Source organism: Anabaena sp. UHCC 0399 (genome assembly GCF_034931465.1).
Classification (GTDB): Bacteria; Cyanobacteriota; Cyanobacteriia; order Cyanobacteriales; family Nostocaceae; genus Trichormus; species Trichormus minutissimus.
The window spans coordinates 22456-45661 of record NZ_JAYGGZ010000023.1 but is presented as its reverse complement, the minus strand read 5'-3'; the positions used below and the strand labels follow the sequence as shown (position 1 = coordinate 45661).

13 protein-coding genes and 1 CRISPR repeat array are annotated in these 23206 nt (G+C 39.8%); of the genes, 1 reads left to right on the top strand and 12 read right to left on the bottom strand.

Features of this window, described 5'->3' with window-relative positions; translation table 11 throughout:
• Positions 1-162 precede the first annotated feature (162 nt).
• From VB693_RS14115 to VB693_RS14090, 6 genes are all read right to left on the bottom strand, one after another.
• Positions 163-354: a hypothetical protein gene (locus VB693_RS14115; protein WP_190707373.1), complete on the bottom strand. Its 192-nt coding sequence runs from the start codon at positions 352-354 to the stop codon at positions 163-165.
• Positions 355-759: 405 nt separating this feature from the next.
• The gene (locus tag VB693_RS14110; RefSeq protein ID WP_323266822.1) at positions 760-1512 is read right to left on the bottom strand and encodes a peptidylprolyl isomerase; all 753 of its coding nucleotides are present in this window, start codon (positions 1510-1512) and stop codon (positions 760-762) included.
• A gap of 455 nt (positions 1513-1967) precedes the next feature.
• A complete protein-coding gene (locus tag VB693_RS14105) occupies positions 1968-3515 on the bottom strand; it encodes an HlyD family efflux transporter periplasmic adaptor subunit (RefSeq protein ID WP_323266821.1) in 1548 nt (515 codons plus the stop codon).
• A 187-nt stretch (positions 3516-3702) separates the two neighbouring features.
• Positions 3703-6744, bottom strand: coding sequence for an ABC transporter transmembrane domain-containing protein (locus VB693_RS14100; protein ID WP_323266820.1), 3042 nt, complete (start codon positions 6742-6744; stop codon positions 3703-3705).
• Positions 6745-6801: 57 nt separating this feature from the next.
• Positions 6802-7401, bottom strand: a complete 600-nt coding sequence (locus VB693_RS14095) for a helix-turn-helix domain-containing protein (protein WP_190707366.1) — start codon at positions 7399-7401, stop codon at positions 6802-6804.
• Between the two features lie 1463 nt (positions 7402-8864).
• Positions 8865-12568: a CRISPR direct-repeat array (repeat unit 37 nt; unit sequence ATTGCAATTTCTTCTAATCCCTATCAGGGATTGAAAC).
• A 218-nt stretch (positions 12569-12786) separates the two neighbouring features.
• Complete coding sequence (locus tag VB693_RS14090) at positions 12787-13530, bottom strand: peptidylprolyl isomerase (protein ID WP_323266819.1); 744 nt, start codon at positions 13528-13530, stop codon at positions 12787-12789.
• Between the two features lie 202 nt (positions 13531-13732).
• Here VB693_RS14090 and VB693_RS14085 point away from each other — a divergent pair, with 202 nt between their 5' ends.
• Entirely contained in the window at positions 13733-13984 is a 252-nt protein-coding gene (locus VB693_RS14085) for a hypothetical protein (protein WP_323266818.1), read from the top strand.
• 296 nt (positions 13985-14280) lie between these two features.
• Here VB693_RS14085 and VB693_RS14080 read toward each other — a convergent pair whose 3' ends face one another.
• The 6 genes from VB693_RS14080 to VB693_RS14055 all read right to left on the bottom strand — a co-directional run bounded on the left by VB693_RS14080 (position 14281) and on the right by VB693_RS14055 (position 23154).
• On the bottom strand, positions 14281-14727 hold the full coding sequence (locus VB693_RS14080; protein WP_323266849.1) for a HetP family heterocyst commitment protein: 447 nt from the start codon (positions 14725-14727) through the stop codon (positions 14281-14283).
• A gap of 132 nt (positions 14728-14859) precedes the next feature.
• Complete coding sequence (locus VB693_RS14075; RefSeq protein WP_323266817.1) at positions 14860-15204, bottom strand: hypothetical protein; 345 nt, start codon at positions 15202-15204, stop codon at positions 14860-14862.
• A 1147-nt stretch (positions 15205-16351) separates the two neighbouring features.
• Positions 16352-19483, bottom strand: a complete 3132-nt coding sequence (locus tag VB693_RS14070; RefSeq protein ID WP_323266816.1) for an ABC transporter transmembrane domain-containing protein — start codon at positions 19481-19483, stop codon at positions 16352-16354.
• Between the two features lie 810 nt (positions 19484-20293).
• Complete coding sequence (locus VB693_RS14065) at positions 20294-21136, bottom strand: tetratricopeptide repeat protein (protein ID WP_323266815.1); 843 nt, start codon at positions 21134-21136, stop codon at positions 20294-20296.
• A gap of 302 nt (positions 21137-21438) precedes the next feature.
• A complete protein-coding gene (locus tag VB693_RS14060; RefSeq protein WP_323266814.1) occupies positions 21439-22359 on the bottom strand; it encodes a ribonuclease D in 921 nt (306 codons plus the stop codon).
• Between the two features lie 231 nt (positions 22360-22590).
• Entirely contained in the window at positions 22591-23154 is a 564-nt protein-coding gene (locus VB693_RS14055; protein WP_323266813.1) for a Uma2 family endonuclease, read from the bottom strand.
• Between the last annotated feature and the right edge of the window lie 52 nt (positions 23155-23206).

Sequence of the window (23206 nt, the reverse complement as noted above, 5' to 3'; positions counted from 1 at the left end):
ACAAATTTTAATGAAATCTTAATGATTGATTGTAGCGATCGCCTGTAACTTCCCTGAAATAGTCTCTATTGCTGACATAGCCTCAGAGAACTCTGTCAAATCGGCATTTAGCTCAAGTGGACGACTGGGAAGATTTTGCGATCGCTCGACAGTAAATTTGTTTTATGATTCTGGGCTAGTGGTTGTTAAACGTTTTTCCTTGAGGTTTTGTAATTCCTGCAACAGAGAATCTACCTCTGCTTGCAAGCTCATGAACTTGACTTGTTGATCGTCTTGATAACAAGTCTTGGTTAACTCGCATACTCGTACAGCTTGAGAGTTACGTTCAGCAATATTAGATATACAAGTAGTCATCGCTAATTCAATTCCACAACTCAACTCACACCTTTGGTAAACAATATAATAAAGCAACTTTAAGCTTTGTTAAATGATTGTATGTTTTAAATCATTTACTTTAATATGTTACCACCTGTATGATAAGCGACGGCGATGATATGACTTCAGTTCCAGAATCTAGCATCCCGCTTGATCAGCCAGTATGGCGTAACTTTTTTGACGCTTAACCCGTTGTGATCAAGTTATCAACTATCAAGCTAAACCTATATACCGTACTTGTGTATAAAAAGTAGCATTGATGGTGTTGATATGAAGGAGTGGGGTTTGTAGCAAAAATGTGATTATCACCCACCCCAAATCTTTTTACGAATTACGTAAAGCCTGCGGCATAGCTGCGCTTAGAGCGTAGCGGGGCGAGCATTGTTACGAATTATCTTGGCGGTTGAAATCAGCTACAATTTCTACAGCATTTACTTGTTCTTCTAACCAAAGTGTAAATAAATCTTTGGCAATTTGCATCCGTCGCTCCTCATCTAATTCGGGGTTAATGATTTCCTCGACGGCGATTATATGTACTCCTTTTGGGGTAACGATGGGTTTAAGAATTTGGGGAGGATTGGCAGCAAAAACAGCCGCCGCAATTTCTGGTCTAAAGTCTCGCCTGTAGCGAATACCTTGATAGCCCCCAGCCCTTCTAATCTCTGGGGTTTGGATGTATTGACGGGCAATTTCTTGGAAGCTAATTTCACCTTCTTTTAAGGCGTAAAATAGCTCTAAAGCTAAGTCTTCATCATCTAATATAACTTCATAAGTTACAGCCCCAGTGTAATCAATTTGATGGGCATAAAAGAATGGTTCAACTTTATCTGCAAATAAATGACCAGCTAACTTAGCAGATAATAAGTTGGTTTTAGCCATGTCTTCAAAGTCATCTAAAGAAAGATAATATTTGTTTAGCCAATTCCATGTATCTTCTGCTTTGAATAATTGATTAGTTAAGCGCATACTATCTGCGGCTTGTTGAAGTTCCTCTACACTAATTTCAATGCCTGCTGAGACGGCAGCTTCAGTAATAATTCTGGAGGTGGCGATCGCTTCTAAAATTGTGGGGATTTGACAAGATAATTTTAGATGATAAATAATGTCTGCAATCGATAGTTGTATAAGTTTTGGCATGATACAAATCTCCCTTTAAATTGATTGGTGGTGGAAAAATGGCATGGCTTGTAGAGACGTTGCAGTGCAACGTCTCCAAAGGTTGATCAGCCTAGTAGTTGGGTTTTCAAGACGCGTTTGGGGCTGATCTGAACCGTATTAACGTCGTGTGCAAAGTTCTCTCAGACCTAACCCCCAACCCCTTCCCTACTAGTGAAAGAGAGTAATAATTAAAGCCTCTCTCCTAGTAGGCTAAGGTGTACACATATCTGGAGTGCTAGGTGCAAAATGTGGCTTGATCCCCCTAAATCCCCCTTAAAAAGGGGGACTTTGATTCTAGTTCCCCCCTTTTTAAGGGGGGTTAGGGGGGATCAAAACGATACTGGATAAGGTGATTAGACTTGTGTGTACACCGTAGCTCCTGGTATGGGAGAGGTTTCAAGAATAAATTGCACATCGCGTGTATTAGCTTATTTCTAAAGCTCTAAACCGCTTTTTTGTAATTTCTTAAATGGGTCTAAGACAAAATCAATTACTCGGCGTTGACGAATAATTACCTCTGCTGATGCTGTCTGACCTGGGGTTAAGAAAATACGTTTATTACCAGCTTGGATATATGGTTGGTCTATAGTGATATTCATCTCGTAGGTTTCTACGTTCCCTTGAGCGGTAGTTTGGATCTTCGAGTCCGGCGAAATCCAGTTAACGCGCCCTTGCACCACGCCATAATCTTGGAAAGGATAAGCATCAAACTTGATTTTAACTGGCATTCCCACCTTCAAGAAACCGCTTTGATGGCTGGGCATTTGGGCTTTGAGAATTAAAGGCGTATTTTGTGGTGCGATTTGAGCTACTATCTGTCCTGGTTCGACTACGGGGCCTGGTTTTTCTACAGGTAACTCAAAAATTACACCATCAATAGGCGATCGCACTATTCTTTGTTGTTGTTGTAGCTTAAATGATGCAATCTGGCTCTTGGTTTGCGCCATTTCTGATTGCAAGTTAGTAATTTGGCTTTGCAGGTCTTTTAACTGTTCTTGGCTTTTGAGGACTGCCAATTTACCCGCTTGGACAACCCCTTGATAACTACTTAGCTGCTCTTGCAGACGTAGTTGTGCTTGCTGAATTTCTGCTTGAATTTGACTAATAGTTGCTTGGTAGCGACTGACTTCTTCTCTTAAACGCAACTGTGCTTGCATAATCTCTGCATTGGCTTGCAGCAAAGAGCGTTGGCTATCTTCGGCAGAGTTTTCCAGTTCGACAATTTTAATTTGGGGAATTGCACCCTGCCTTAACAGATCACGATAGCGTGTAACTTCTTTGGAATCTCGCTGCAAACGCCTTTGAGCCAATTGCTGGAGAATCTGAGTAGAATTAATTCTCTGCCTAGCCTGTTCTACTAGAGATTGTTTTTCTAGTTTTTGTAAGTGGTAGGTACTTTGTTTACCATCTAAGTGCTGCTGGGCTTGATTCACTTGTGCCATTTTTTCCAAGGCTTGGGCTTGGTTCTGCTGTTCTTGAATATTAATGGCGAGCATCAATTGGTTTTTGAGTAATTCTTGCTGCGCTTGCCGATTAGTTAATCCTTCTAACCTAGTTTCAGCTTGTTCTAATTCTTTTTGTAGAACGTCAGCATCTAATTCTAATAAAACTTGCCCAGCCTTAACCGTCGCCCCTTCTTCCACATTCACTGTTTTGACTTTACCAGCGACGGCAATACCTAGTTTTTGCGTTGCACCCTTGGGTTCTAAACGCCCTCTGGCTGTTCCTGTTTCATCAACCTTGCTCAGAGATGCCCAAGGGATAATAATCACCGCAAAGCTAATCAAGAGGTAAAGCATGGAACGAGTCCAGCGTTTGGGTAAGGCATCGAGTAATTCCTCAGTGCCATAAAACCAATCATTAGTCTCGCTTACCCCTTGTGTTTGCTCATTATCTAGAGAACGCGATTCTTCAACTCGTAGCAGATCATCTGGCTGTGACTTGACTAGCACAGATGATGAATTGTGGGATATGTGTGGCATAAATTACTCTGAAGGGGGACTGCGGACTGGGAACTGGGGACTGGGGATAAGGGGTAATGGGGATTAGGGAATAGAAAGGAAGAAGAACTATTACCCAATGCCCGATATCCCATGTCCTGTTTGTCCCATGCCCATTTTTTTAACAATTTCCCAGTAATACCCAAGGCAACCAATTCTTAATGACGAATTACGAATTAGTCGCCAGTTGCTGTTGGTTCAGGTAAAAGTAATGGCCTTTTCGTGTGATCAATTGATCGTGAGTACCGCTTTCGACTAATAAGCCACGATCTAATACCAAAATTAAGTCTGCATGACGCACGGTGGACAGGCGGTGGGCAATAATTACACTGGTGCGTCCTTGAAGGATAGTTTTCAGGTTATTTTGAATCAGACGCTCAGATTCTGAATCGAGGTGGCTGGTTGCTTCATCTAAAAGCAATAAACGGGGATCACCTACCAAAGCACGGGCTATGGCTAGGCGTTGGCGTTGTCCGCCAGATAACATACCGCCACCTTCGCCAATTTGGGATTCGTAACCCATTGGCAATCGTTGTATAAAGTCATCAGCCCCAGCTAATCGCGCCGCCGTTATCACTTGTTCTAAACTAGCTTCGGGGTGAGCAATGCTGATATTTTCGCGGATTGTACCGCCAAACAGAAAGGTGTCTTGGTCAACCACACCGATTTGAGAACGGAGCGATCGCAGGGCTATACTAGTCACATCGTTACCATCAATCAACACTTTGCCATCTGTCGGCAGATATAGCCCTAAAATTAATTTAAACAATGTGGTCTTACCAGAACCGCTACGCCCTACGACAGCAACGGTTTGCTCTGGTTTAATTTCAAAACTGAGATTTTCTAAGACATTAATATCACTCTCTGGATGATAGCGAAAGGTGACATTTTCAAAGCGAATATGACCGCTCAAGCGAGGTAAAAATTGGCGGGGCTGGTTTTGTAAGTCTTCTTCTGGTTCGGCTTCGAGAATATCATTGATGCGTTCTGTAGAAATTGTTACCTCTTGTAATTGATTCCACAGCACGACTAGACGCTGAAAAGGTCTAATGATGTTACCCAGCAGCATATTAAAGGCAACTAACTGACCAATGGTAAGTTGATTTTGAATCACCAACCACGCCCCCAACCACAGTAAGCTGGTCGTAACTAGGGTTTCAATTGCCGAACTAAAAATCTGTAACTGATTACTGATAATCTGCCCAGCAAAGGTCTTTCTAATTACATTATTTAGCAGTTCTTCCCAATGCCAGCGCACTGTCTGCTCAATTGCCATCGAACGAATTGAGCGAATCCCCGTTAGGGATTGAATGAGGTAACTGTTTTCGTTGGCGGTAGCACTAAAAACTTCCCGGCTAATGCGGCGTAGAAATGGTGTAGCGACAAGTGCCAGTAATACAAACGGCGGCACGATCGCTAAACTGACCAATGCCATAGACGCACTATACCAAAACATCAGCCCCACGTAAACGAACACCGTCAGTAAGTCCAAAATGATGGAGAGGGCTTCCCCAGTCAAAAAACGCTGGATTTTTTGGTTTTCTTGGACACGGGAGACAATATCGCCGACATAACGGGATTCAAAAAACGCTAAGGGTAAACGGAAGGTATGTTTAATAAAACCTACCAACAGTGACACACTAATGCGGTTGGCTGTATGGTCTAGTAAATATTGCCTGAGTCCATTGACGGCGACGCGGAATAACCCAAAAATCATCAACCCTAAACCCACAGCGTTTAAAGTCAGCGTGCTACCCTGCACAATGACTCTATCTAACAACAACTGGGTAAATAGGGGCGTAATCAGTCCCAAAAACTGAATTAATACCGAAGCCCCAAATACTTCTAGCAGCACGCGTGAGTGAGGTCTGACTAACTCAAACATCTGCCAGAATGGGGTACTGACTTCTTGTGCCTCTTGTAGTTGGCTGGTGGGTTGCAATAATAAAGCGTAGCCAGTCCAACCTGCTTTAAATTCTGACAGTATCAGGCTACGTTGTCCAATCGCCGGGTCGCAGACAATAACGTGTTTTTTGGTAATTTCGTAAACTACGATGTAGTGCTTATTTTCCCAATGAGCGATCGCAGGTAAGGTTTGTTGTGCTAATTTATCCAAACTGGCTTTCACAGGACGGGTAGTAAAACCTATCGTCTCTGCGGCTGTGGTTAAACCTTTGAGGGATGCACCATTGCGGCTAACATTGGCTAAATCCCGAATGCGATTCACGCTTAAGTTTTTCCCCCAGTAGCGGCTAACCATGACTAAACAAGCTGCACCACAGTCAGCTGCACTTTGTTGTTCAAATAATGGATAGCGTTTGGTAATTCTTCCCCACCAATGACCTACCCTCACCTTGGGGCTGGGGAAATAGGAGCGACGTGGTTTGGGTTTTTCTGGAGGGGGGGGTTGTAGAGATGCGACATATCGCGTCTCTACAACCGGGGATGGGGAGGGGTTACTTTCAATACTAACACTGGATTCTCGGAATTCTGTTAACTGCGGCCAATATTCTAGTGCTATTTGCCAATTGGTATTTCTCAAAATATACACAACTGCTGATTGTGTAACTTGCCAATTACCTACATTTGCAGATGTGGTGATTGTTCCGGGTATAAATCTGCGTCCTTGGGTATCTGTTAATTCTCCTCGCTGTAAAAGCCAGAGTTTGGTATCTTGCAAAAGCGACTGGGGAAGTGAACCACTAGCTAAAGTCTGACGTTCAAATAAAAACAATGCTCTCAAGGCATCTTCAACGGAAGTATTTTCAGGCAGTAAGGTATTTTGGTTACAGAATACCAATAAATCCCAAGTTTCTGCCTGTTTTTTTAGGCGATCGCCAATGCTAGAATGTTCACTAATCAGCCCTTGTAAACTATCTTGCGGTAGATAAGCAAGTTTTAAATTAACAGAAGCCCTAGCAACATAAGGACTAAATTCTTGTTCTGGAAATAAAGTCAGTTCACCAAAAGACGCTCCTGTTGAAAGCGTGGTGATTAAGTTTAAAGAACTATCAAGTAATCTGACTTTACCCCCAAGGATGATGTAAATTCCCGCCGAAGCTGTAGCAGCTTGCCAAAACTGCTTGGCAATTGGCGGTTCAATAATTTCTAACTCTTGGATACACTGTTCTATTTCCTTTTCTGACAACAACTCACCCAAGGTTTGAGTAAGTTGTTGCGCTAAATATTGCTGGGAAAAACCTGACGGCATTCCCTCACCTCCAAACCAAATATTGTGAACTTTCGTACTTCTTAATCATTATGATAATTACGAATTACGAATTAAATTAAACGACCAATCCAGAGGTGTTTCAGACTGAGATTTCAAGTCAGAAATTGTAATATTATTATCTGGTTCAGCTTCTTCAGTAACTTGAGGACGGTTATTTTTTGGTTTAGTAGAAAGTCCCATTTGTTTTAACAGGCGATTGATATGGCGATCGCTAATAGTAATTCCCAGTTCTGAGGCTAGATGCTTACTTAACCATTGGGCTGTCCAATGGGTAAAAGCATAACCATAATCACGCGGACTATTACTTACTAATTCCTTCAATCTATCCATATATTGGTTATTAACAATTTTGGGTCTACCTATGGGTCGCTCATTCCATTTGTGTGCCAAACCTGCTTCAGCTATGCCAATCCAATAACGAGCCATTTCTTGAGAACAGCCTAATTTTTCACAGATTTGGCTTTGCGATGTCCCCATATCCGCCAGTAACATAATTTCAATGCGTTTACGATATTCTGGCTGCAAATTAGTTTGTAAATGCTTGAGCAAAGCTTTTCGTTGAAAGGGAGTTAAAAACTTACTTTCGTGCAAGTCATAACCTTCAATAAATTGCTCTTGATGAAAATATTCAGACATAATTATTACCAGGTAATGTCTAATTTATGTTTAGGTCAAAGTTTCAAATTCATCAGGTTTAGTCGGCTTTCTCCAGTTTCTCAACTGTACTGATGACAAAAAGGCTATCACTCAACCCAAGCTACAATTATTTTGCTTTCCTCAGATTGGTGAAAGAGCGTTACAGTCTCTTTTTTCAAGATATTAAGCCCATGTGATCACTTGACTTTTCACGGGATCTGGAAAACCCCTCTCCAAAGACGCGGAGCGGCTTCTCGCTAGAGTACCTCTCACGCCAGTTGCTACAACAGGGGAACCCCCGCAACGCACTGGCTCCCCTACAAGGAGAGAGGCTTTAACTTCTCCCCCTTCCCTACAAGGGAAGGGGGTTAGGGGGTTAGGTTTCGCGTTAGCTTTTCCACATAACGTGAAAAATCAGATGTGATGACAAGTGTTTACCCTCCTTTAAATTGGTAAATGAGGGGGGTTATCTGTAAGTATTCAATATTCCAAAGCCTCAAAAAACGCAATATCTGGTAAAACACCTCAACAGCTTGCATCAATAACTTGATAAAATTTTCTGAGCAATGGTGTCACGCTGGTATTGATTTCAACCAATTATTTTGGTTGCTAATCTCAGGAAATCTACCTCAAGTCTGATGATGATTTTGTTATCAGGATGTTGCTAAAAACTGGAATGTAGGTACAAACTCAATGAGTGAATATTTAAGTTGCTGCGATTACGAATACCAATCAGAGAGGGTTATTTAGTTAGATTTCAATGCAAGTAAATGTTACTAACATCAAACTAACACCACACTGCCTATTTTTTCATTAGCAGATCATGAGTCATCTGCATTCACCTGGCAAAAATTAACTAAGAACTGACAGTCTCTCAATTTGATTATTTAACCTACTACTATTTTTGTAGAAATTTTCTGAAGGCTAGTCAATAGTTTTTATCCGAAAAAAGTAAAGTTCATCAAATCTTTATAAAAATTTTATTAAAAATTGATAATTTTCTGAAAAACAGCTAATTTATTCGCTTTTTCTACGATTCAGAAGACTTTTAGTTACAATTACGGTTGAAAAACAAAAGCCTAAACGCTAGTGATTAGTATTATTACTCAGCCCAGATTTACAACTCGCTACGCTAACATAACTCAGCATGATGTATTGATGTCAGATGGTGGCTTTGTTGAATCTGTAGTGTATTAGCAGGTCAATAACTTGATAAGAACAGTGCTTTCCGCCCGAATGCGCGGATGGGTAGGTGTTAAAAACAAACTCTGATTAACTGAACTTGGAGTTCTTGCAGTGTAAGACTTTTGAGATTTTTTTGAGTAAAAATAGCCGCGCACTTTATTTAGTGAGGGTTTTGGGCATTTGTATTCTACCCAGTTATAATTCTGTATGCTAAGATTATTCCATCCGCGCAACCGCACCTTGAAAACTAAATATAGACTGTGTTTCAGGTCGCCGCTATTGCAATTTCTTCTAATCCCTATCAGGGATTGAAACAAATATAAAGTTGTCTAGATTGTAACTTTTAGCTTTAGATTGCAATTTCTTCTAATCCCTATCAGGGATTGAAACTAACGGTGAGATGGACTGCATCCGATGGGAATCTCGTTACAATTGCAATTTCTTCTAATCCCTATCAGGGATTGAAACTTGCTGAATCTTGCCATGTCTACACCAATGAGTAGAATTGCAATTTCTTCTAATCCCTATCAGGGATTGAAACATTAGTGTAATTAAAGCTACTCAACTATTGTATATTGCAATTTCTTCTAATCCCTATCAGGGATTGAAACGATTGTATGTAATCTCCTTCTGGAGAGTTAGTACACCTTGAGATTGCAATTTCTTCTAATCCCTATCAGGGATTGAAACCTACAGAACCAACGCAAGCATCTGCAACTAATCTCAATTGCAATTTCTTCTAATCCCTATCAGGGATTGAAACGGCAGTATTTAGCTTGGGAAATAGGTCAAAGAGTGAATTGCAATTTCTTCTAATCCCTATCAGGGATTGAAACGTAAGGGAAATTATTAAGAGGTGATCGCCATATTGCAATTTCTTCTAATCCCTATCAGGGATTGAAACAGCTATTTAACTCACAACGGTGTTAGAGATGCCAATTGCAATTTCTTCTAATCCCTATCAGGGATTGAAACAAATTGATTTAAATTTGCTGAATAGCTTTTAATATCATTGCAATTTCTTCTAATCCCTATCAGGGATTGAAACAGTACAGACCGCATCAAAAAGATGGTCGAGGAAGATTGCAATTTCTTCTAATCCCTATCAGGGATTGAAACAGAAGCTGCATTTGTAGGGATGACTTCTCAAGGCGATTGCAATTTCTTCTAATCCCTATCAGGGATTGAAACGTGTTTGGATTAATCAATCACTATTCTCTGTTGAATTGCAATTTCTTCTAATCCCTATCAGGGATTGAAACCTATTTGCTGTAGGATTCCACTGCAAAGAGCCGATAAAATTGCAATTTCTTCTAATCCCTATCAGGGATTGAAACGCCAATGAAACCCATAACCCCTATAGGTAAAAGAGGGAATTGCAATTTCTTCTAATCCCTATCAGGGATTGAAACATTCTGTAACCTGTAATAGAGGTTGCCGCGCCTCCATTGCAATTTCTTCTAATCCCTATCAGGGATTGAAACTATATAAGAAGCTGCTACTGTGGCTACATAGACATTGCAATTTCTTCTAATCCCTATCAGGGATTGAAACATCAAGTCTTCATGAGATGGCAAAGCAGGAACTTCAAATTGCAATTTCTTCTAATCCCTATCAGGGATTGAAACTTCCCCCTTGAATCTTGCTGATTTGAAGACATATATTGCAATTTCTTCTAATCCCTATCAGGGATTGAAACTCGTTTTTTCCTTCCAGTAGTCTGGCTTCTCCCCTTATTGCAATTTCTTCTAATCCCTATCAGGGATTGAAACGATTCCAATCAAAGCTGATACTGCATCCAGAAATCTATTGCAATTTCTTCTAATCCCTATCAGGGATTGAAACGAAAACTTGAGAATGATTCTCGTGCGCCGGAATAATATTGCAATTTCTTCTAATCCCTATCAGGGATTGAAACGGCTCGTTAAAGATTTGTGGGTACATATTAGTTAATTGCAATTTCTTCTAATCCCTATCAGGGATTGAAACCTCGGCGCGAACGCGCTTTAGGTAGAGTTGATGAATTGCAATTTCTTCTAATCCCTATCAGGGATTGAAACATTCCCTAGCATATACCTATATCAATATACAGTAATATTGCAATTTCTTCTAATCCCTATCAGGGATTGAAACAGGTATATATCCTCTGCTATGGCATTGGATATATTCCCAAACGGTGATTGCAATTTCTTCTAATCCCTATCAGGGATTGAAACGCCAGTCAGCCGCAGTTCAACGCTGGATTTATCTGGCAGATTGCAATTTCTTCTAATCCCTATCAGGGATTGAAACTCGTGAGCGATCGCTTGCTACCCAAGCCTTGCAAATTGCAATTTCTTCTAATCCCTATCAGGGATTGAAACTTGAAGGAAGGATACAAAGGCCGCGCTGTTGTAAACCATATTGCAATTTCTTCTAATCCCTATCAGGGATTGAAACACCTAAGCAAGTGAATAAACTGCTTACCACATACACTTTAATTGCAATTTCTTCTAATCCCTATCAGGGATTGAAACATCATTTCCTAACGAAGTCGGAACAGCATCAAACAGATTGCAATTTCTTCTAATCCCTATCAGGGATTGAAACAAAAGCCTCAACTACCTCAAGCGCATCCCAAGAATTGCAATTTCTTCTAATCCCTATCAGGGATTGAAACTTTTTGGCACTCGCCAACTTTGCCAAATTAGAAGATATTGCAATTTCTTCTAATCCCTATCAGGGATTGAAACTGGTGATTCAATGTGCAAGCGATCGCTGGTCGATTTGAATTGCAATTTCTTCTAATCCCTATCAGGGATTGAAACCCTTCATAATTCCAGGGAGCATAGATTGTTGCTCCGAATTGCAATTTCTTCTAATCCCTATCAGGGATTGAAACATCTTTTTTGAAAGAAACCAAATCTAAGGCTTCTAATTGCAATTTCTTCTAATCCCTATCAGGGATTGAAACATGTAATTAGATTAGATGCTTCTAGCTTAGTATTTTTTGCTGATTGCAATTTCTTCTAATCCCTATCAGGGATTGAAACCTAGATATCATCTATTTAGTAATGATGGCATTCAATTGCAATTTCTTCTAATCCCTATCAGGGATTGAAACTGACATACCAGTAGACACCACGTCTTCACCATTTAAATATTGCAATTTCTTCTAATCCCTATCAGGGATTGAAACCTAGATATCATCTATTTAGTAATGATGGCATTCAATTGCAATTTCTTCTAATCCCTATCAGGGATTGAAACGTCAGCGATCGCTACAGCATCAATCGCGACTGCGCCAATTGCAATTTCTTCTAATCCCTATCAGGGATTGAAACTACGTGGCCAGCAAAAACCACCGGAGAGGCGAAGATTGCAATTTCTTCTAATCCCTATCAGGGATTGAAACTTCCCTCTTGCATCTCGGAGTTTTTGCCCTAAATTGCAATTTCTTCTAATCCCTATCAGGGATTGAAACAGTGGTAGAGATGCCAGTTGCCCCCACCAAGGACGAATACCATTGCAATTTCTTCTAATCCCTATCAGGGATTGAAACTTTTACGATGAAATAACCCCACCATTTATTCCCTCAATTGCAATTTCTTCTAATCCCTATCAGGGATTGAAACTGAAAGTCCAATACCGTTAGTCCAGTAGCGGTAGCATTGCAATTTCTTCTAATCCCTATCAGGGATTGAAACAGCTGCACAATGTAACTGCGCCCCTACAATTACTGCTATTGCAATTTCTTCTAATCCCTATCAGGGATTGAAACTATCAAGAATATAGGTGGTACAAGATTACCTAAAGATTGCAATTTCTTCTAATCCCTATCAGGGATTGAAACATTAACCATATTAACGGTAGTTTCATGCTCATTTAATTGCAATTTCTTCTAATCCCTATCAGGGATTGAAACAATAACTGTGATATCGAGTAGACATAAAGTGTTATGCCTTCATTGCAATTTCTTCTAATCCCTATTAGGGATTGAAAGGAAATAAAAAATATTTATCATCTATGAGTCCTAAAAATGTTGGGTTTCGTTCCTCAACCCAACCTACTAGTCTGTCAAGAAATAATTCATGAATAGAGTTTTTGTAGAGACGGTGATTTATCGCATCTTTACCTATCAGCAAAGTATTTTTGACAGACCATTACGCAAATTAAATTTTTTAACTGTAACTGAAGTGTATTTAATTTTAGTAAAAATAATTATGAATCAAGTGATGAGTTAAATCGATTATTTAACTCTACTAATAACCATTTTTGGAACATATTCTTAAGGATTTCTTGATGTTTTTCACTTGTTAATTCAGCAGGCAGAAATTCTGCTACTATCAAAAGGTGATAACCATATTCAGTCTTTAAAGGGCCAATTAATTGTTGAGGCTGAGACCTAAAGACAACAGCAGCTATATCTTTGGGAAGGTTAAAGCGATATAGATTCCCCTCATAACCACACTTTTGTTTACGTAAAATATCTATATCGTAAAGATGAGCAGCTTCATAAAAACTAATTTCTCTATCTTCAATTTGATAATAAATTTCTTGAGCAAGTTTTTCAGAGTCCACAATAATTTGATAGAGAATAACTTGCTCAAACTCTAGTTGATTTTTATGAAAAAAAGCTTCTGCTTCTTCCGCAAATAATATATTAGCTAATTTTTGGGACAACAGGCGATCGCAAATTCCCATTTCCCAATCATTAGTCGTCACTAACTCGTTCTGTAACCACGCCATTGTATCGGCGGCTTTCTCCAAATGCTTCTCACGACGTTGGCGGTTAGCCTCAGCTTCAATTTCTGCTGCTGTCACCTTAACCCCACGTTCTTCAGCAACTTGCCAAATCACTTTATTAAATAAAATCTTTTGATAAACTTCCTTTAAGTTCATCTCTTTTTTGAGAGCGTTAACAACTTCCTCTGGTGTAATCAATACTTGCTTTGGTTCGTTCATTTTTTCATCTTTCTAGAAAACTCAATAATATACCCATTTTTTAGCAAATAAAAAGCAGGAAGCATTCATATTTTTCAGCTTCCTGCATTTGTAAGATTTGTTGTATAAGTTACAAGTTTATCAAGTACAAGTAATCCTATCTGGGAGGATGAGGATTACAGCTTTTGAAACAAAAGCGTAAGAACTAGAAGTTCTACTATCCATGACAAAAATTAAACGATTACTGTGTCTCTTCTTACTTTTGCTGGTAGTTCTAGGAATAGAGTATATTGATGCACAACAAAACCAGTTAGAGTACGGAAGTTCATCTACATTTCCTCCACCATTCGGAAACTTGATAGGGAGCATTCAATTTGAAAATTGGAGAGGGCCAGCACTGCAATTTTCTTATGCTCAAACTTCCTCAGAAGAAGAACTACTAGTAGCAATATTTAATTTGTCATGTTTGATTTAGTAACTTGATTACTCAGCAACAGTAATCAGTTAGGTATGTCTCATAGTCAGTTAATCACTGATTTGACCTTTGAAAATGAGTTGCCAGCTCATTATCCAATTTGAGTCGTTACCTTTAATGTATAAGATTTTATGGTTGAATATTTGCCATTTTGGCACAATTTAGCAATAAATTCAGCAATTCATGACATTTAATGTAATATATTCAAGTTTTGTAGTCAGCACTTTAGTGTTTAGAAGCATCAGGACTAAAATACTGACTACGAACTTGCTTACCCATGATTCAAGCTGGAGAGTCTAATTATTAATTAGATTGAGTTCGCTAGCTGTTAGGGATGGCGAGTCAAATTGTATAGGTTGAGAATCGTAAATTTTCTGAGCAAACCACGGATCTATACTACCACCGCGAATTTCTGTTTTTTGCTTACCTACAACTTCAAAGTAAGCAAGGTCTTTGATTTTACTTAAACAACTAGAAGAAGCAGTATGAGCCTCAGATGACTTACCCATTGTGCCATTACTTGGATGTGATTGTTGCGTTCTGCTAGCGTCGGAGTTCTCTTTGAGTAGTCGGTTATAAGTGCGGTAGGGAATGTAATGTAAGGGGTTGTAACCGACGATACGTAGCATTAAAACACAAGCCCAAGAATATTTTCCAGCCAGAATTGCTTCCACTACTTTGTCAAACTGCTGAGGATTAACTGCTTTGTTAACGTTGGTCATACCTGTCATGTGTTGATTCATCGTAGTTGTTATTTGGATAAATACTAGTTCGGTTGTGTGATGGTTGATGTTGCAATGAAGATTCACCAACTGCAACCTAATTAACTGAGTCAAAATGCTGGTTAGCAGATATTGCAGGAAGACATAACCTGATCAAAAGACACATACAAAAGTCGCTACATCTCTGATGTAGGGGCTAGCTTGTGTAATTTTGCTTGCCCATGTGTCAATCAATACGTTGACGAATAAAAGTAAATAACTACAGAAAATTAGATACGTAAGCGCAGATAATATCTGCCAAAAATATACTCTCTGCTTTGTAATAAATGATTGGATATTAGATATGGCATTTTCTGGCTTTTGAGATATTTCTACCAAGGTTGCTTTTAATTGAGCATTGCGATTATCGTCTCCGACGGGCGGAACGCCATCGCTGCTATTAATTGCTACCATCTTCAGGGCTAAATTGTAGTCGTGGTAAACATTATCTTGATTCATCTTTTAACTGCTCCTTGTCATTTATTTTGACTAGCAGACAAAAGTCTTAATTTCGTTTCTGGTAGATACAGTTTTTTGTAACTGTTCACATTCTCAAGATTTTTACCCTGACAGATTAATTGTATAATATTTATTTCTTGAAGAAATAAAATTATCCTTAGTATTCAGTGTTTTTTAGTATGGAGCAGATTAAATTATTTATCCATACCAACTATATCAAGGGTGCTATTCGTATTTATACTATCTTTTTTCATGGATGTCATCCATGAATCTGGGATCTTAATCATTAAATTTACGGAATATTTTCAATGTCGATTGTTTTGCTGTACTGTTTTTCATATTGACCCTTTTTAACTAGGTAATGAGGGGTTACACCCCTCGCCTACTGTGCATTTGAGACTTTAAACCCACTAAGAAAATTTACCACTAAATAACGTTATAGGCAATAATTAAAAATCAGAATTACTACTGAATAAAAGCTAAGTAAACTTTTTTTTGGGTGGGGGGTGAAACCCTGTTTACACATTGCTCTATTATGTGTAGGTATAGTTTGGACATAAAGAGCTTAATTGATGAAGATTACAGCAATGATGTATTCAGAGAGGTTAGCAAATGAATGTCTGAAAGATTGCTAAACATCCAGTAAGCAATCATTTGTTAAAAACAAAGCTTTATGCTATGGGACTGCTATTTAATGGGTAAGAATTGCCATACTTAAGAACCCCGGTCTTACAATAAACCTTGGTTCTTAGCTCCCATGAATAATCTAGGATTGCTATATATTTGGGTTAATAGTGACCTGTTGCAACAAAAATAAAGTTTAATACTTTCTGATAATCAATGTGATTAGATATTTCTGTAAGAATATTGTTCAGTTTATCCAAAAAACTTTTCGCAAATATGTTGAGTGCGAGTTAAGTGGTGAGTGGTGAGTGGTGAGTGCTGAGTGCTGTTAGCGGTAGCGCGGCGTTTAGCCAGTGCTGAGTAGTGAGTAATGAGTAGTTAGTAGGTAGGCATTGTATTTTTCTCCCCCTGCTCCCCCTGCTTTCTTTTCCCCAATCCCCAGTCCCCAGGAGTTAATTAATTTTGAATTTTGACCCTTCACTTCGTTCGAGGGCATAATTTTGAATTTTGAATTGATTTGCCCCTACTTCATCGCTAACTGCTGATAAATACCTGCTACTGTGAGTAATTCTTGGTGTGTACCTTGTTCAACAATCATGCCTCTGTCTAAAACTAGAATGTAGTCGGCATGGCGCACAGTGGAAACACGGTGAGAGATGATGAAGGTTGTGCGTTGTTGAGTAATGAGGGCTAAGTTGTGTTGGAGGTCTGTTTCCGAGTCGGTATCTAAGCCGATAGTGGCTTCATCGAAAATTAAAATCTTGGGGTTTCTAATTAAGGTGCGAGCGATCGCAATTTTTTGTCTCTGTCCCCCAGAAAGCCCCAATCCTCTCTCCCCAACTTCGGTGTCATAACCGAGGGGTAAGGCTTGGATAAACTCATGGGCATTAGCCAACTTGGCAGCAATCACAGCCTGTTCTCGGCTAAACTCTGTATCGTGTAGAGTGATGTTGTCTAAAATAGTCCCCGAAAATAAAAACAACTCTTGTGATACTAGCCCCAACTGACTCCGCAACGATTGGGGAGACATCGCAGCCGTATCATGCCCATCAATCATCATCCTGCCAGCACTAGGAGCATACAAGCCCGCTATTAAATGGGCTAGAGTGCTTTTACCTGAGCCGCTATGACCAATAATGCCGATAATTTGCCCAGGTTTTGCTTCAAAAGAGATATTTTGCAAAATTTTGCGCTCTTGTTGGGCATGATAACGAAAGGAGACATTTTCTAAGCGCACTTCACCACGAATGGGAGGCATTACCAATACAGTGGTTTGGGGGTTTTCTTCTGAATTAGCAGCAAAGACATCGTTGAGTCGTTCTGCGGCAATTAGCACTTGCTGAAATTCATCCCATAGTCCCACTAAGGCGACAACGGGGTTGGTGATATTGCTAATCAGCAAATTAAAGGCGACAAACTGACCTAAAGATATTTGCTGACCAATCACCAAAGTCACCCCAAACCAGAGAATCAACGTACTGCTGATGTGGTTAATTAAGTTGCGGGTAAGCTGCAACCGATTAGCTAATTTTTGTCCCCGTAACCGCGCTTTTAACATTTTCAGGAAGCGTTCTTCCCAATACTTTTGCAGTCCACGTTCCGCCGTGGCAGTTTTGATGGTGGTAATACCACTGATCATGTCTACAATTGCCGTCTGTTGTCCGGCTGATTCTTGCCAGACTTCTCTCGATGCTTGCTTAATATAGGGACTGACACCTAAAGTTAAAAATGCGATCGCTAAAATCCAACTCAATACCAACAGTGTCAGTTGCCAATTGTAGTAAATCATTAGCCCCAGGTAAGTCAGCACCATGAAGGCATCTATAGTTGCACCAATTGCTCGCCGGGTAATAAATTGTTGAATCTTATGGTTTTCTTGGACACGGCTGACAATATCTTCCACTGGGCGGGAAGCAAAAAACTGCAACGGTAATTGCAAGGTGTAGTGAATAAAACTACCAATCAAGTTGAGGTCAATTCTGCTGGCTAAATAATCCAATAAGTATTGGTGCTGGACGGTTAAGACGTTACGCCAGATACCTAAACAAAGGTAGCCAATGGCAAACACGTTTAAGGTATCTAAATTCTTGGCTGGGATTAATTGGTCAAGAACAACTTGGGTACAAAGGGGCGCAGCTAGCCCAAACACCTGGACTAATAAGGAAGCTAGAATTATTTGCTTGAGTAACTTGCGGTAATGCCACAATACTTGTCCATAGCGACCGAGAGATACTTTCTCGCTTTTGAGAGCATAAAAAATATCAGTAGGATTTAGTAATAATGCGTAGCCTGTCCAATTAGCTATAAATTTGGCACGTTTTAGCCATCGTCTACCTAAAGCTGGGTCAGAAATTAAAATGCGATCGCCTTTAATTTGCCACACTACTACATAGTGAATCCCTTGCCAGTGGGCAATCCACGGATTAGTTTGCCATTCTAATTTATTCAAACTTGCCCGGACTGGTAGCACATCATAACCCAAGGTTTGGGAGGCGGCGGCTAAACCCTCCAGAGTTGCGCCTAATCTATCCACCTGTGCTAATTTCCGCAGAGTCGGAAAACCCAAACGCTTACCCCAGTATTGGCTAATCATTGCCAAACAAGCAGCCCCACAATCAGATAAACTTTGCTGCTGAATGAAAGGATAAGAAAACCAAAACCTGCGTTGCACATCTCCTTGGGGAAAGTCAATAGATTCTGTATCGGCTGCGACTATCTCTGCGGGGGGATGATGGGTATGAGAATCGCGTGGTGTCACATTAGTTAATTGCGGTAGGAGGAGTTTGGTTTTACTCTCGCTAGCCTTAACTTCTGGTTTTGCTGCTACTGGTTTATGGCTATTAGTCCACAAATTCGGTGCTAAAACTTTAGCCGCATCCCAGTTTTCTATAGATAAGTGGTAAACCAGCAAATCTGTTTGAGCATTCCCATCTGGGGGTGTGAGTTCAGGATATCCCCAACTATCTCCCATTGCTGGCGGTAGACTCCCGACAGATATAGACTGGACTTGACCACGCGCTAGCCAAAATCTACCAGTTTCTGGGGGAGTAGCTTCTAATAACGATGTACCTGCGGGGATATGCTTAGTGATAAATAAAGGTGCTAGTTCTCGCAGTTTGGCACTAGTGAGAGAATGCAACTGGCTGTAACTTTTAAAGAAAATTAGTGCTTGTCGCTCACTAGTTAATTGCTGTAAGTAATTTTCTAGCTGGGGTAGACGTTCTAACCATTGTTCTAGTTCAGCAGCAGAGATTTGGATTACACTACCGGGACTAGCTGCGATCGCTCGATAGGGTAAACTGTGATGACAGAATAAATGGTCTGCACCAAAAGTTTGTCCATCTACTACTACTTGAGTCGAAACTTCTCTTGCTAACTTTTGATTAAAACCCAACAAACGGACTCGACCTTGACAAACTAAAGAAACAATATTATTACTATCTACAACTTCCCTATCTAACCCATAGCTAGCCAACTCATCACCTAGTTGAAACTCACGCACCATCCAAGCTTGGCTAAACTCTGAAACCAGATTCGTATCCCCTGCAACTAACCTCAAAAGTTTGAGGATAGGCGTGACTGGAGTGGAAGATGGCTGATTATTAGCATATTGATTCAGCCCTCCCTGAACTCTTAAAGACGAAGAGGGATTCATGGTTTAATTTCAGATTGGTGTGTAAACTCTTGGTTTGATTAAGCGAAAAGTTGCTGTTGCCAAAAAGTGATGTTGTTATTACTAATTGGGGATTAGAGTATGTCAACAGCCTCTGAAAAACGCAATTATTCGATGTTTTTAGCAAAAAGTGCTATAAAATTGTTATTCATCCGCTTCCTTGACACGACAGTTTATAAAATAATTTTCCTTGTATTAATGGGACTATAAGTTATGACAACAGTGCTTTTTACTAAAAAAGTGTGAAACCAATTTTTACACTTCCAAAATGTTTAGGTTGAACTAAAATCTGATGATTTTAGTAATATTTTCACTAAGCAAACTAACACAGACATCTATACACAAATGGCTGTGTATTTGTGATTATTTAGAATTTTCTTAACCTACTTACATTTTCCAGTGGTTGGTTAAACAACCGGAAAATAAAGCCAAAAATTGTTAACGCTTATTTTTTAATTGGAGGCAGAATTCCACCCAAGAGAGAGATACTAAAGCATTTAAAACAGGTGTTATGTATCTTCTGCTACGGATTTTTGCTAGCTATTTCTAATAATAATTACAAAATTGCCAAGATAGTTGTCACCCCTCACTGGTATAGTGATTTTCTGAAACCCAGTCAGAAAAAGCGAGTAAGGACGGCATAAATTTTCCAAAATCTCAATTTAACAGCCTAAAAATCACTTTTTGGGATATTTGCCACTTAAAACTTAAGAAAAATTTTATATTTCCTCTCACAACCGGCTAAACGCCGCGCTACCGCTAACAGCACTCAGCACTCAGCACTCACCACTCCTATTGCCCTAATTCGTTAATGTTGTTCATGACTTGCTGATATAAATCATTATTGTTTTGTTTTTGAAAGATTTCTGCGGCTTTTTGCAAGTCTTGTAAAGCTGCTGGTTTGTCACCTTGGGCAGCACGGGCATTACCGCGATTGTTGTAGGCAGGGCCAAAGTTGGGATTGATGCGAATGGCTTGGTTATAGTCGCTGATTGCCCCTTGTGTGTCACCTTGGGCAGCACGGGAATTGCCTCGGTTATTGTAGGCGATCGCATATCTGGGATTCAGGCGAATAGCTTGGTTAAAGTCTTCTATAGAACCGCTTTTGTCTCCCTGCACAGAAAGAGCGTTACCGCGATTGTTATAGGCTTCGGAGTAGTTGGGAGAAAGGCGAATGGCTTCGTTGTAGTCGGAGATTGCGCCGGCTTGATCACCTAAAGAGGCGCGGGCATTTCCCCGACTATTGAAGGCTTCGGCATCGTTAGGAGAAAGGCGAATGGCTTCGTTGTAATCAGCGATCGCTTTTTGCTTATCTCCTAAATCAAAGTAGGCTAAACCCCGTCCCCTAAAAGCCGCGCTATATCCAGAATCTAGGCTCAGAGCTTTATTATAGGCAGCGATCGCCGCTTGCAAATTACCTTGGGCGTGTTGTTTTTGCCCTTCAATGAAAGCTAGCCCAGCTTGAGAGTTTTTAGCTGCCCGACGGGTAGGAGTATTCACCCCTATTTCTGTCACTAAAACATCTTTGTTGTTACTACAAGAAACAATGGTAATTGCGCTCAGTGCGGTCAACAGACCTATAGTTGATATTCTAGTTAACTTCACCCGCCTTTGCTCCAATAACCGCAGTTTCATAAGTTGCTCTCAATCGGCATCACAACTGATTTCAATTAGTATCAAATGATCGTGAATTAGATCACTAAACATCGATGCTAATTATTTTGAGATGTACCCAGCCAATAGACGTGCTTACCTCCTCTCATCTAGGTTTAATTAACAGTAATCTGTTATATGAACCGGGAATTTAAAAAAATAAATTTCTTTGTTGCTTATTATACTTTTATTAGAATCGCTGATAAAATTTACGAATTACGTTGGCGTTAGCCTTTTCGTTCGTAGTAGCGTTGTGTAGCAAAGAGTATGATGAATTACGATTTTCAATTATCTTCTTCATCATTTTCTGCCTTTTTGGGAGTCAGCCTTACAGATTTACTGCTTTCGATATCTACAGATAAATTTTCTAGATTATCCCCTAAATCTTTTTGCAGCTTCTGAGTTAGAGTAACCGGAAAATCTAAACTAATTTCTTGATTCTGTACTAATCTAGCAAGTTCTGTAAACTGCACTTTCACAACTTTGCGCTCGTAACTGGTGAGTTTATAAACAGCAGTTTCCGCTACATTTTGAGCTTGCATAGCATTTTTTAGTCTCTCTTTCAGATGCTCATATTCAGAGTTTAACAGTTGCCATTGTTCTTCAATTTGATTAAAACGCTTACCGATAACTGTTAAATCTTCTGAGATGGGATCTGGGTTACTTGCTAATTGTAATTCTAGCAAACCTTGGTGTATTTGAGCAAGATAAATACAGTCTAGATAAGCATATTCTATTTGTTCTTCACTGAGAGGTCTGATTCCCCAATTACTACTTTGTGCTTGTTTGTCAATATAGTTAAAATTACATAATTCTGTAGCTAATGTTTTTAATTGATAATTAGGTAATGGTAAAATATAGTAGGGAATCGTTTTGGCTAATTCCAAAGTGCAAGTGATATTTTTAGCTTGTTTATTGCCTAGAAATTTTAAATCATAACTAGCATTGTGAAATACTTTTTCTATAACTGGGTTGAGCATGATTTGCTCAATAAAGTCAGCTACTACATCAGGTTGATTCAGGACATCTAAAAGGTAAACGCGATCGCCACTCATATCGTGAGGATCATCTAAGACTTGAATCAGCGACAGTCTAGGATTACGGCTTTTATATTCTGCTACTTCGGTATCTATCCACAGAGTAGTAGCTTGAGTATAGTCTGCAACTATGGCACGAATTGCACTCGCATCACTCAAGTATGGCATTGGTTAAAATCCCCTGAGATTTAGGTCACAGTTTCCCAAATTAACATTTTGCTGACATAGTTTAGTATTGAGTCCTGAGTCCTGAGTCCTGAGCAATGAGTAGACCTAGCTTGAAAATAGGGAGTGGGGATTTTCACTCACCACGCTGCTCAACGCCGCGCTACCGCTAACAGCACTCATAACTCACTACTCATAACTCACTACTCATAACTCAGCACTCAGCACTCATTACTAACTTCCCATCTTTAGCCAAGCAAAGACTTGACTCACTTTTAATTTCAATTCAAGTTCAGGTAAAACTAATAAATCGTCTGTACCACGCAGTAGTTCTGGTTGTTGTTGTGGCTGAAATACCAGAATTGAGCGATCGCTTGGATCAATTAGCCATCCAAGTTGACAACCATATTTCAGACAATGCAAGATGTTGCCAGTCACCCTGTTAGAACTCTGGTCTGGTGAAAGAATTTCAATAGTCCAATCGGGAGCAACCAACATATCATCTACAGGTTCTCCATTGTCATCAAAATAAATGTGTTCCCAACGCAGAAGTGCCACATCAGGCACAATTGAACGACCTCCAAAAGTACAACGCAATTCTGGGAAAGCATAGGCAATCTGGCTTGCTTCCGCAACTTCATTCACTCCCGTAATCAACTTAGCTTGAAGTCGTGAGTGCCGAGTTTTAGGCATTGGCTTTTGAATAATTTCACCATCAATATATTCACTAGCGGGTTTTGTTTCTGGAAGATTGAGAAACTCATCCAGTGTTAGCAATGAGGGTTTGGCAACAGTCATGATTTTTGCCGCTACAAACTGTTTGCTCTCAGTGTAGCAATCTCCTTAACTA